The sequence below is a fragment of the Sphingobacterium yanglingense genome (genome assembly GCF_004363245.1).
Taxonomy (GTDB): Bacteria; Bacteroidota; Bacteroidia; order Sphingobacteriales; family Sphingobacteriaceae; genus Sphingobacterium; species Sphingobacterium yanglingense.
Window position 1 is genome coordinate 1339974 of the sequence record NZ_SNYV01000011.1, and the last position, 12976, is coordinate 1352949.

At 38.2% G+C, this 12976-nt stretch carries 9 protein-coding genes; 8 read left to right on the top strand and 1 reads right to left on the bottom strand.

Going from position 1 to position 12976, the window contains the following annotated elements; translation table 11 throughout:
* Positions 1-47: 47 nt before the first annotated feature.
* Positions 48-218, bottom strand: a complete 171-nt coding sequence (locus CLV99_RS23180) for a hypothetical protein (RefSeq protein ID WP_162850057.1) — start codon at positions 216-218, stop codon at positions 48-50.
* A gap of 532 nt (positions 219-750) precedes the next feature.
* Between CLV99_RS23180 and CLV99_RS07935 the strand changes: the two genes are divergently transcribed.
* The 8 genes from CLV99_RS07935 (at position 751) to CLV99_RS07970 (ending at position 12973) form a co-directional block, all read left to right on the top strand.
* Positions 751-1932, top strand: a complete 1182-nt coding sequence (locus CLV99_RS07935) for a putative Ig domain-containing protein (protein WP_133583939.1) — start codon at positions 751-753, stop codon at positions 1930-1932.
* A gap of 242 nt (positions 1933-2174) precedes the next feature.
* Positions 2175-2843: an RNA polymerase sigma factor gene (locus CLV99_RS07940; protein WP_133583940.1), complete on the top strand. Its 669-nt coding sequence runs from the start codon at positions 2175-2177 to the stop codon at positions 2841-2843.
* Positions 2821-3990, top strand: coding sequence for a FecR family protein (locus CLV99_RS07945; RefSeq protein ID WP_133583941.1), 1170 nt, complete (start codon positions 2821-2823; stop codon positions 3988-3990). Before CLV99_RS07940 ends, CLV99_RS07945 begins: the two co-directional genes overlap by 23 nt.
* Positions 3991-4096: 106 nt before the next feature.
* Positions 4097-7570 (top strand): SusC/RagA family TonB-linked outer membrane protein, encoded by a 3474-nt coding sequence (locus CLV99_RS07950; RefSeq protein ID WP_133583942.1) that lies wholly within the window; start codon positions 4097-4099, stop codon positions 7568-7570.
* A 9-nt stretch (positions 7571-7579) separates the two neighbouring features.
* Complete coding sequence (locus CLV99_RS07955; protein ID WP_133583943.1) at positions 7580-8992, top strand: RagB/SusD family nutrient uptake outer membrane protein; 1413 nt, start codon at positions 7580-7582, stop codon at positions 8990-8992.
* A gap of 8 nt (positions 8993-9000) precedes the next feature.
* Entirely contained in the window at positions 9001-9693 is a 693-nt protein-coding gene (locus tag CLV99_RS07960; protein WP_133583944.1) for a fasciclin domain-containing protein, read from the top strand.
* A gap of 1 nt (position 9694) precedes the next feature.
* On the top strand, positions 9695-10624 hold the full coding sequence (locus tag CLV99_RS07965) for a DUF5007 domain-containing protein (protein WP_133583945.1): 930 nt from the start codon (positions 9695-9697) through the stop codon (positions 10622-10624).
* A gap of 9 nt (positions 10625-10633) precedes the next feature.
* Positions 10634-12973, top strand: a complete 2340-nt coding sequence (locus CLV99_RS07970; RefSeq protein ID WP_133583946.1) for a hypothetical protein — start codon at positions 10634-10636, stop codon at positions 12971-12973.
* Positions 12974-12976: the final 3 nt, after the last annotated feature.

A 12976-nucleotide genomic window follows, 5' to 3' on the forward strand; every position in this document is an offset into this window, starting at 1 on the left:
GAATTTGTTACTTACTCGCAGACTGTAAAAACAGCCTTGATACGGCTTCAATTAGGAGCGTAATAACTTGTAACTCCTCGATGTGTATACAATCGAGTTTCGTCTTGATCGATAATCTCTCTAACGGTAGATTCAATCCACGGGTTATGGATAAAAAACGAAGGTCCCATAAAGACCAGAGAAGGTAATACTAACAATTGATGTAAAATGTACTTCATAACTTGTTGAATAATTTAATTTTTAAATCTTCTTCAACCGATTATGAAAGGAGTGCAAGTCTTTTTATTTATCTTGCACTGCCTTCCATATTTTCTGTATCGGGGCAATCTGTCTTATTAAACAGATTTTCTATTAACAGTTGCTGCTGTTATTAGATTTTGCGTCATGCTAAGATTGCTGTCTTATGCATGACGCTCTTTTTTATCAGTTATACAATCAAACTAAATTGTTTATTTAGACTGATTAAAAACAATAGCCAAAGATAGAAGGTTTTCTCTCACATTTGCAACAATTATTTTACTTTTTTACACCCTCCGTCTAAAGTTTATAGGTATTCATATGGTTCTAAACATTATTCGGAGCGTAGGAAAAATAGAATAGTACGCCTTTACGACTTCAAAATTAAGAGGGTTTGCAACCGCTTGATAGCGATAGACTACTTGATCAAAATTTAAGTATTTATTAAACAAATCGTACAAATTTCATTTATATTTAATGATAATCAAATTGAAGCGTCAAATTAGGACCACAATGAACAAAGCTATTCTGTTATCTACCGCTAGTATATTATTTTCTGATTGTACTCCATCGACTAGATCTAGAGATTATTTCGGGCAGGCTCATCCAGATACAATTCCTGTGATTTTTGCTCCAGATATCATTTCAAAGAAAGGGAGATTGGAGCATGGAATTTCATTTACACCTAGCGGAATGGAAGTGGCATTTGGTATATTAAATAAGGATGATTACAGTGGAAAAATTTTTTATTCCGAAAAGGTTAATGAAAAATGGACGGAACCATTACTTTTCGAACCATTAAAAAACGGATCGGTGTATCTACCCTATTTTTCTCCGGATGGTCAATTTATGCTTTATGCCCAGAGCAAATCGACTATAGACTACTTCAATACAGATATCTGGACCCTCAAAAAGATTAATGGAGTTTGGAGTTCTCCAACAGTATTATCTGACACTATAAATTCTAAAAGTAGAGAAGCTAATGCAAGCATGACTTATGATGGCACCATCTATTTTTCATCCAATAGAAATTGCTACGAAAAGGATAATTGCCACACAGCCGATCTATTCTATTCCAAACGAGAGGGCAATCTCTATCAAAAGACAGATATCGTCTCCGAATTATCTTCATCGAATGACGAGGAAAGTGTCTTTATATCGCCTGAAGAAGACTACCTTATTTTTTGCAGACATACAGACAATAAAACAGGGGTTGATCTGTATATCAGTTATCGTGATATTAATAACAATTGGATAAAGCCTCAACGGGTTGATTCGACCATCAATTCGAAAGATTGGGAGAGAAGACCATTTGTAAGTATCGACAATAAATTTCTCTTTTTTACCCGTTTACAAATTGTAAACAATGAAATAGTCGAATCGGATATATTTTGGGTAGGCACTTCAAAACTTTTTAAACCCTTTGTCTTTCATCCTATTCCAGACATCGTCACTCAAATTGGAAAGAAATTCGAAATACCTCTACCTAAAGATTATTTTAAAGACATTGATGATAAAAAACTAAGGTACTCCATAAATGTAAATCAATTAGAATGGGTAAACTTTGACCCAGAAAAAATGAAATTATCAGGACTGCCCATTAAGGAAGGAGAATTTGAATTGATCTTAACAGCTACTGACAATTCATCAAATAGAACGGATAGTAAAATTAGAATCAATGTTAAAACAAAATAGCTCCGACTTAGATTCTAACCAATTAAATTATCTACTATTAAGGTCCTAGAAAAAGACCTAATATTTTAAGCACAAAATATTAAGATGAAAAGAAATCTATTTATGGCAACCAGACTGAGGGCAGGCTTGCTAAACTAAATACCGATAAACTTATGATCGAGAAAATAAAACCTATTACATCTTAGAATAAAAGATTATTTTCGGCATTTTATAACTAATGTTCGTACCTCAATTAACTTAATATGTCTGCATCTTTTCAAGAAGCAAATCAACTCTTACTATTTGAGCGTATCAAAAATGGAGACGAAAGGAGTTTCAAGCTACTCTATGACCTTTATTGGGAGCCTCTCTATATACATGCGCTAATCATGATTGAAGATGAAGATCTAGCAAAAGACATTATCCAAGAGCTTTTTATTCAACTATGGGACAAGAAGGAAAAGATAGATATCAGGCAAAGTCTAAAATCTTACCTTTATACGGCCACGAGAAATCTCGTAATCAGCAAAATGAGACAGATAAACCGCCGAAGCCGACTCGAAGAAGAATTAGAACGAGGTTACACCGATTTTGATCTAAATACTTTAAAACAAATAGAAGAGAAAGATCTGATCCGAGTTATAGATACCTGCATCGATAATCTACCTCAGAAGATGAAAGAAGTTTTCGTATTGAGCAGAAAAGAACATCGGACAACCAAAGAGATAGCCGAACTATTGGGAACTGCAGAAACCACGGTTAAAAAGCAGCTATCTAACAGCCTAAAAGTGATACGTATTGCTTTAGAGAAACTCTTACTTTTCAGCTTACTGATAACTTTTTTTATATTTTTTTACAACCGGATACTCCTAACCCGTTCCGACAAGCGTCTTACCTTAAATTCACAACATGAACTCGCACAAAAAAAATAGTAAAGAGCTTTTGCGCCGCTATGAACAAGGAACATGTTCTGATGAAGAAAAACTATGGATCGAATCTCGATACAATGAGGTGGCAAGTCGCAGTATTGATAAAATGTATGAAATAGATCCGACCGAAACACAGGAAGAGATATGGGGACAGATAAAAAAACAAACCAGCCAACGACAGCAGAAAATAAGAAGACTTAGAACCATCGCTGCCGCAGCATGTATACTAATGGTTGTGGGTGCAGTCGGACTAAGTATATGGTGGAAGAGTCCAAACGCTGTAGAGAACGTATATACAGCTGACATAAAACCTATGAAGATCGAGGAAGTTCGTATATCCAAAGTTGAAGTAGTGGAGAAGAAGAATAAGGTGGAGGATCAAAAGATAGTACCACATATTCTATTGTCAGATGGAAAGGTAATTCCTCTCGTTGATTTTAACGAAGGATTGCAGGTGCAGGAAGATGGCATTTATTATGTACAGGGCAAACAGATAGAATTTGGTAACCAACAGGCCAATATGCATACACTCACTACCCCTAAAGGATTTGATTGTAAGTTTACCTTGTCGGATGGTACCATTGTATGGTTGAATGCAGAGTCTTCTATTCGTTTTCCCCTAGCATTTGCAGCGAATAATAGAGAGGTGGAACTGGAAGGTGAAGCTTACTTCGATGTATTCCATGACGCCAAACGTCCATTTATTGTCAAATCAAAAGATCAATCTATAAAAGTATTGGGTACCGAGTTTAATATTAGGGCCTACCCTAGAGAACAGACTGTGAAGACCACATTAGTCCAAGGTTCGGTAGAAGTGTTGACAAGTAAGCAAAGAGCTCTTTTGAGCCCTGGTCAACAGCTTAGCCTATATGAAGACAAACTGAACATAACCGAAAAATTTGATATGGAATCGGTTGTAGCTTGGAAGAACGGTTACTTCCGATTCAATGGCGATCTGAAAGAAATCATGACTGATCTAGCGCGTTGGTACGACCTAGAACTCGATTATAAAGTCCCGCCCAACTACAAAATTGACATAGAAGCAGCTTTATCGAAAAGCAAAACAATACAGGAAATGATTGAATTAATTCACGTTGCAACTGGACTAAAACTATCTATAAAAGAAAGGAGACTATCCATCATGAAATAATAAAAATATAAATGATATACTAACTAATCAAAAAGGGATCTTAATCCCAAAAGCTAAGTGTCGAAAAAAGCGCATAGCATTCTAATTACCTAAAAATTATTAAATTATGTATAGTAAAATGAACCTTTTTCGTTCATATGGGACTTCTATTGCCCAATCGAAATCAATTACTTTACGTTATGTAAGGTGCTTTACTGTATTACTGTTTACTTTTATCTTTAGTGTAGCATCGTCCAAAGCTCAGACTGTCAAATTTGACGGGAAGCAGCTTTCTATGGATGAGATCATACAGGAAATAAGGAAACAGACCGGGTTTGATTTCATTTATAAGAAACAGGCTATTGAAAGCTTCCCTACCCTATCGCCTTTGGCCATAGACAAACCACTTAATTCATTTTTAAACGAGCTATTTAAAAATCTACCGGTAAGTTTCGAGATTAAAAATAAGACTATAGTTCTGAAAGAACTAGAACAACCAGAGGGAGTATGCCAGGTATATGGATGTATCCGCAACAGTGATGGACAACCGCTACAAGGAGTTTCTATAAAAAGTAAGAGTAAAGCTTCGGGAACTTCAACAGATCAAGAAGGTAGATACCTACTGAAATGTGGAAAAGGCGAAACAATTACCTTTAGTATGGTGGGTTATTTGAGCCAAGAGGTCAAGGTACAGGGATCAAAAATGGTAGATATTACGCTTTCAACTACAGATAATATGATGGAAGACGTGGTCGTAATCGGATATGGCACTAGGAGCCGCGAAAAGGTAACGGGGGCAATCAGTAGCATTTCTGCTAAAGAGATCGAAAACCTGCCAGCTACAAGTTTTCAAAGTATGTTACAAGGCCGTGTACCAGGTTTGAATGTATTAAACTTTACCGGAGAACCTGGGGCAAGTAGTATTGCATTGATAAGAGGCCTGTCTGGCTCATCCAGAGATGGACTGCCTGCAAATACCTCCCCTCTTTACGTCATCGACGGAATGCCTTACAGCATGGAAGATATGGGCGCAATTCCCTCTTTGAAAGGAGCTAAGGTAACCACTTCAAATATTGACCCGCTATCTATGATCAATCCGGATGACATCGAATCTATCGATATCTTGAGAGACGCATCTGCAACAGCCATCTACGGCTCCAGAGGTGCAAACGGGGTTATCATTGTCAAAACAAAAATGGGTAAAATAGGTAAACCAACCATTACGTTCAACACGAACCTAGGTCTGAGCTCACCTCCAGCATTTAGATCGACATTGGGCGGGAAATTGGAAAGAGAGACGAGAATGCGCTATATAAACAAGTATGCAGAACTCGATGCAGACTTTCATACCATTAATAATGCAGCCTTTCTGACGGATAGTATCAACCCCTTCTATAACAATGCTACAGACTGGCAAAAACTATACTATAGGTATTCAAGAATACAGAACTATACCCTAGGTATTAGCGGTGCGATAGCTGACCAACTTAGCTACCGTACCAACTTAGGTTATTCTGATGAAGGTGGAATCATGAAAGCAACTGGATATAATAGGTACACGCTGAGTACGAACATGATATTCAAACCCAGTAAATCGTTTGATATCAACCTGGATATCGCTGGTACTTTCTCAGAAAAGAAGAGAGGCAATGGCGCGGACCAGAACGCTATGGGAGCAGGAGGTAATTTTAACACGTCTCTCTACCCTACACCAGTTTCCGATGAACTCAGTAATTTCTTTAAGGCATTTGACCTTCTGGACGAAGTCAACCAAAATGGGAGCGTTCGCTCGAGCTTAGGCTTAACCTATAAATTGGGCGATTCGTTCCGCTTCACCAACAATCTTAGAATGAGCTATGGATTGGATGAACGTAATACCTTTAAACCATCGGCACTCAACACTAATAACAAGCCTTCGCTGAATAATTATTTTGGTAAAAATACAACCTTACTTAATGAGCATGTACTGACCTACTTTACATCTCTGGATCATCATAACTTTATCGTCGACCTAGGTTTTTCTAATGATCGGTTGATACGTAGCTATACACGGACAAACGCACTGGATGGGATATCGGATTATATGAAGGCTATTAATGGTTTTCCTAAAGAACGGGTAACAACCATTGAAGAATACTCAAAAAGTGTGCGACTCTCCTATTTTGCACGACTCAATTATGATTTCGCTAGTAAATATATTGTCTCTGGATCAATACGTAGAGATGGTTCTTCTCGATTCGGTGATAATAACAGATGGGGGTACTTTCCTGCTGGAGCAGTAGCCTGGAACATCCACAAAGAAGAATTTATGAAAGAAGTCGATTGGGTGAATAACATGAAGCTCCGTTTAAGTTCAGGGGTTTCAGGGACTGAATTTTCTTTTGATTACCTAACGCAAGGGCTATATGATATAGGTACAGCTGGTGAGATGTATAATACCACTACAGCACCTACCTATAACAATGTTATCTCGGCCAACCCTTGGTACCAAAAGGGCTTGACAAACCCCGACTTAACCTGGGAAAAGTCTATTGATAAGAATGTTGGTTTCGATGGTATGTTCTTATCAAACCGCTTGGGGGTCAATTTTGACTTCTATTGGAAAGAATCCAGAGGTAAACTATTCGATCTGGCATTGCCAAATACCTCAGGATATAAGATGATCTATAGCAATGGGCAGGATGTACTGAACTATGGATACGAACTAGCGATATACCTGGACCTAATCCGCAAATCACCAAAATGGAAGTGGTCAATCAATATGAATGGCGCCATTAACAGAAATGTATTATTGGGTATCGGTGAAGAGGGAAAGGATGTGTACCTGCGATCGATGGAAAGACTTTTGCGCGTAGGCCGCCCACTGAATGATTTCTATGTACATCAAACTTTAGGGGTATATGCTACAGATGAAGATGTTCCTGTAAACCCTAAAACCGGCTATAGGTTAACTGGGAGTAATACTCAATACCCTTTTAAAGCGGGTGACATCATGGTAGCTGATCTAGATGGAGACTACCGCGTCGGGTATGAGGTTAGTAATGCGAATGGCGATCTGATCAGTGGAGATAAGATCTTTGGAGGAAACCCTAATCCGACTATTACCGGTGGTTTTAGATCAGACCTACGCTATGGTCAGTTCTCGCTATCTACATTCTTCGTGTACTCTGTAGGAAGACAGATCATCAACAAGACGCTTGCAGACCGTCTCAATCCCAATACACTATTGGCTCCTAATAGCTTACCAGATGTCAGCGAATTTGATTTCTGGGAGCAAAGTGGCGATCAGGCAATGTATCCAGCGTATAATCCTTTCAACAAAAACAATTATATAAACTACAGCTACCAACAAACACTCTTTGTAGAAGAAGGATCCTTCCTCAGGTTAAAGAATGTACAGCTGTCCTATGAATTGCCAAGTGCCTTAATCAAGAGATTTAAACTTAAAAGGTTGAACATATTTGGACAGATGGACAATGTATTTATCATCCAAAAATTTAACGGCCCTGATGCGGAAAATGTAGACTTCTCCGGTATAGACCGAGGTGGATTCTACCCTATCCCTAAAAAAATAACTTTTGGTCTAAATGTTCAATTATAAGCTTACACGATGAAAAATATTAAAAACATAGGAATATTGCTAATGGCAATAGGCATGCTCGGTTCCTGCGAGAAGAGCTTGATCCAAGATCCAAAAACTACCATAACTGTAAATACAGCCTGGCAGAGTGAAAGTGATGTACAGGCAGAAATTGCTGCCGCATACTCGTTTTTTAGAAGTCCGTTGACAACCTATTACGCGCACTATGCCTACGGCGAATTCAGAGCTGGTGATGTTAAAACCCCAATAGCTTCCAATCTAGAACGTAATGACTTAGGAACGGACTATTACACTATCGACAATTGGAGAGACTGGGGCAAATTCTATAGAGCAATCGCACAGTGTAATTTAATCCTCGAAAAGACAGCGACGATGGATGATGACTTGTTTAAGACGAAACAAAAAGCGTACTATCATGCTGAGGTGCGTTTCTTAAGATCATATATATATTTTTATATGACTCGAATCTGGGGAGATGTGCCCTTAAATCTGGAAGGAGTCAATAAAAAACCGCTACCTAGGCTAGCAAAAGAAAAAATATGGGATTTTTGTATCCAAGAAGCGGAAGCAGCCTACGACGCCCTTCCACTGCAGGTCACTGTAGCGAATGAACGTGGTGTAAAGCCTACAAAAATAGCGGTATTAGCCCTTATATCCCACATTCATATGTTTAGCCGTAACTATGAAGCCGCCGAAAAAACACTTCGGCAGATACAGACAAATGAAGGTGCAGCAGGTTTGGAATTACTTCCCTTCAGTAAATTTAAGGAGGTGATTAAAGGTCGATCAAAGGAAAGCATTTTTGAGATCAACTTCAATGATAAAGAAGCGTCTACATACTCGACGTTGGGTGCAGCATTCGCTAGGCCACCTGAAATAAAAACAAAAATTTGGGAAGCCTGTAATATTCCCGTTAAAGTAGCGGATGAATTGTTTCCTGTGGGTACCTCAGACTTGCGTGTGCAATGGGTTACAAACAGATCAAACACATTGGATATTACATTGAACAAATTCGATGTGAAGGCTCCTGATTTTACGGTCACAGCGCCTAAATACGAAGCAAATATAATCTTGTCACGCTACGCAGAAATACTGCTACTCCATGCGGAAGTACTCGCACGGAACAATAAACCCAATGAGGCGATCACTCAATTGAATAGAGTACGAGCTAGATCAACAGCGGCTCTGTATGATGCAGCAATAGAGCCAGACCTACTAAAAGCTATTCTCAAAGAACGCCGCAAGGAATTAATTGGTGAGGGTTACCTATGGTATGATGTCGTGCGGACCGATAGGGTTCCGGAGTTCAATAGCTACATCACCGCAACTCACGTAGAGGAAGGAGCTACCTATTGGCCAGTTTCAGCCTATTCGTTTGATGGCAATCCACATATGGTACAAACTAGTTTTTGGTCTAAATAACAAAGGATATGAGAAAGATAGTATCAGTTTTATTATGCAGTCTTATTTTACTAGCATGCAAAAAGAACTATTTCATAGAGGAAGGTATACATGTAGGAAAATTCGACATGAGCACCTACGATTTTCTAAAATCTAGACCGGATGTTTTTGACTCGTTGGTCATGGTGATCGATTATGCAGGAATGCAGGATTACTACAAAAATGAAAACATTACCCTAATGGCACCCCACAAGAAATCGATCTATAGTATGCTAAAGACGGTAAACAATTACCTTAATACACCACTGAAGTCAACTCCCGGTTTAAAAGTTAAGGACTCTTTGCACTATACAAAAGATACCGTTCTGATGGAGGATATCGACAAAGAGGTATGGAAGTCTCTACTGCTCAGTTACACGCTGTCCAAAGGAAGAAAAGTGGCAGACTTCGCAGATCCGATTGAAGAAATCAAAAGTCTTTCAGGCGAAGCGACGCGGACTGTAATCAGAAAATCCTCGTGGCAAAACGTACAAGATGCCGGAGCAAAAACACTCAACTACCAATTTTTTAGACCATCGCAAAGTATTGTCGGACGAATTGACACTCTGGAAGTACGTGTATTGACCTCCGATCTACAAACAACAAATGGAATTGTACATGCACTAGATAGAACGCATGAGTTCGGTTTAACCTCTGGTATGAATGTAATAAAAGCAAAATAACATGAAAAAGAAAACTGCAGGAATAATAATGAGCGGGATATTATGTAGCGCAATTGCGTTGATCTGCTCCTTAGGAAATATCTCTTGTTATAAAGGAAAAGAAGGTTATATCGCCGATTCCATTATGTATACACCACGATTGATTACGATCATACCGGGTAAAACGCAGATATTATCTCCTTCATTAAATGGAAATGGATCGTCCAAGCCGCTGACTATCTCTATCCACAAAATACACGGCGTATCTGACGGACAAGACTATACGCAACAGTTTCTCCAAGAAGTACCAGTAACAGAATGGATAGCAGAATATACAAGAAAAGAGAAAACAATTGAAGAGGTCTTAAAAAAGCGAAAAGATGTGATGCGCCCCCTTCTGGAAATGAACCCAGTCTCAGGAAGGATAACCGTTAATGAAATCCGTGAAAATGGTATTCTGCCTGTAGGTGATTTTTGGCTTGATATTAAAATCAAAAATATATCAGGAGAACTGATATCTAAAAAAGCAATAAAGCTGACCACTAGAGCATACAATACGCATATGGTAAGTATACCACGAGTAGGTGGAGAGATTAAATCTGCTGATGTAAAAGTGGTTAGAAAAGGTGATGGCACAGCGCTAAATGTAAAGGTTATAGAGAGTGATGGCACGGTAATCCCACTAGATTCATTAACTTATATGCTGGATAAATCTATGACATTCGATGCCTTTAAAAATTTTGGCAAGTCTGTCAAAGATGGCGTAAGCACCTATCAAGTGCTTTTCCCTTGGCCCGAATTTGGTAACCAGAGAATATTTATGCAACGCGAACAGATTATCAAAGATCCTGTAACTGGAGAGAGTAAAAAAGAAACCAAGTACTATTTCGATTTTACTTTTAATATAATACCTTCGGGAAATTGGGATATGACTATTGAACTCAAAAAGTAAACTTAATAAATGAGATTTTTCTTCAGCCTACTAGCTTTATTAAATGTATTCTCTACGTATGGACAGGGAAAAGGCCCTGAATATATAGAATCACAATTTAATCAATCTTCTAAGATCTATAATGAATGGGTATACTGCCATGTCAATAAAAATGATTTTACAGCAAATGAAGACTTATTTTTTCAAGCTTATGTTTTAAGGGAGGGGGATAACTTCCCCTCTCCTTTTGCCAGCAATCTAATTGTCGATATTATCAACGAACAAGGCAATGTCGTACTACAAAAAATATTCTATATCGAAAACGGAATTGCACCAGGGCAAATCTTCATCTCCAACCTTCCTTCTGGAAAGTATAAATTTGTTGCCTATACCAACTGGATGCGAAACTTTATCAATAAAAACGCCTTCACAACTGCATTTAATGTAATAAAAGAACAGGAACAAAGCCGTTCCAATTTCACTACCAATGAACTAAATGTACGCTTACATGCGGAAGGAAACACTTCTTTGGCCGGTGTAGAACAAAAGTGGTATGTCGCATTGGAAAATTGGAATAACGAATTGGTGAAGATAGAAATAGTAGATGATAAAGACCAGATAAAAGCGACGCTAGACCTAAGCAAACAACTCAGCACATTCTTCTTCGCTCCAGATCCTGCTAGGGTATACAAATGCAATATACTTTCCAAAGATGGAAAATTATTAAAACGTGTTGCATTACCAATTAACGAATCGGGGGTAGTACTGGCTGCAAACATATTTGAGCCGCAGTATATCTCACTCCAAATAACGAAAAGAAAAGAAGATATCTCTTCAGACCCCTATTACTTAGCCATTCATGGAAAGGGTAAACTCTTTAAATTACAACAAATCAACGCCTCCAAATCAATAGCAAACATTAAAATACCGACAAATGAGCTAAAGTCAGGAATTTATCATGCATCCCTATTCAGTACAGAAGGTCAATTGCTCGCAGAAAGGCCATTTTTCGTAGCTTTAAAAAGTGATAGTGAAGCAAAATGGGATATTATTCGAGAAGGCGATAAATTGATAATCGCTCCAAAGAAGGACGATATTGACAAAAAAAGTTGGACTTATTCTCTGACCTTTATTCCCAACAAAATAGCATATAGGCAATTTGATCTAGATGCATTTGCATACTTCTTTAAGGATATCGATCTGGGTTGGACTGACAATCTTCATTTTGCAAAAGATGCATTCAAAAGCAATCTTGAAGAAATGGATCAACTACTGCAGTTGTACTACAGTCGGCAGTTTTCTTGGTCTACGGTAGTCTCACAAAACGATGCTGATTTTGATAACGACTATGAAAGAGGGTTTACGATTAAAGGTGGGGTAATCGGCTTTAAGCAGGAAGATATCGACAAGGGGACGGCCATACTTAACTCTATCGACAATTCTTTTTCACTCACAAGCAGCCTAGATAAAAATGGAAAATTTCAATTCGATAAATTACACTTAATAGACTCCTCTAAAATCTCATTGCACACGGAAGTCACGAGGGGCAAAAAGTGGGATAGAAAATGGAGTTTGGATACCGTTGCATATAGCTTTCCAAAACAATTATCAACTCCCTTCTACGTACGCAATTTATCATTAGGTTCAGCCTTAAATGAGACTCCACCAATAAAACAGTACCATTTGGAAGAAGTCCAGGCTAAAATGAAATTGAAAACAAACCGGAATATCTATGCAGGGGTCAATGATGATGTTTTTTTGATTAATGAGCAGAGCTTTAAGAAGTACAATTCCATAATTGATGTGCTGCGTTCCCGCTTTATGATTCAAATCAATGAATTGAATATGGGAGCGCTAGAAATTAAATTTAGAGGCGGGATGTTAACGATGGATCCATCAGGAGGGCTTCAAACCAATAATCCCGCCCTCGTAGTCGATGGTATGATCGTCAACGATATGAATTTGCTTCGCGACCTACAGATCACGGATCTAGAAGAAATAGCCATCAATAAAGATGGAATAAACTTGTTGGGACCAGCAGGATCTAACGGTGCAATATTTCTTAAAACAAGATCTAGACCTCTTAATTTTGATGTTAACCAAGATAGCGGTGGTCAGGCAAAATTTAGGTATTTCATAACTAAAGGATACACGCTACCAAAGCCCTTTAAAGCATTAAAAGTAGACAAAACGCTACCGAATGATATATCTTGTCTACACTGGGAGTATGGTAAAATATCGGCTATCAAAGATAGAATTGAAATCAATATACAAGACTTCCCATCGCAGTTTGTGGGAATTATTCAAGCTATTGACAACCAAGGAACCATCATCAGCCAAACCTATAGTACAGACCATAGTTTTAAATAGAAG

Coding starts and splice junctions, on each gene's coding strand:
- CLV99_RS23180 (WP_162850057.1), bottom strand. CDS start 218: ATGAAGTACATTTTACATCAATTGTTAGTATTACCTTCTCTGGTCTTT.
- CLV99_RS07935 (WP_133583939.1), top strand. CDS start 751: ATGAACAAAGCTATTCTGTTATCTACCGCTAGTATATTATTTTCTGAT.
- CLV99_RS07940 (WP_133583940.1), top strand. CDS start 2,175: ATGTCTGCATCTTTTCAAGAAGCAAATCAACTCTTACTATTTGAGCGT.
- CLV99_RS07945 (WP_133583941.1), top strand. CDS start 2,821: ATGAACTCGCACAAAAAAAATAGTAAAGAGCTTTTGCGCCGCTATGAA.
- CLV99_RS07950 (WP_133583942.1), top strand. CDS start 4,097: ATGTATAGTAAAATGAACCTTTTTCGTTCATATGGGACTTCTATTGCC.
- CLV99_RS07955 (WP_133583943.1), top strand. CDS start 7,580: ATGAAAAATATTAAAAACATAGGAATATTGCTAATGGCAATAGGCATG.
- CLV99_RS07960 (WP_133583944.1), top strand. CDS start 9,001: ATGAGAAAGATAGTATCAGTTTTATTATGCAGTCTTATTTTACTAGCA.
- CLV99_RS07965 (WP_133583945.1), top strand. CDS start 9,695: ATGAAAAAGAAAACTGCAGGAATAATAATGAGCGGGATATTATGTAGC.
- CLV99_RS07970 (WP_133583946.1), top strand. CDS start 10,634: ATGAGATTTTTCTTCAGCCTACTAGCTTTATTAAATGTATTCTCTACG.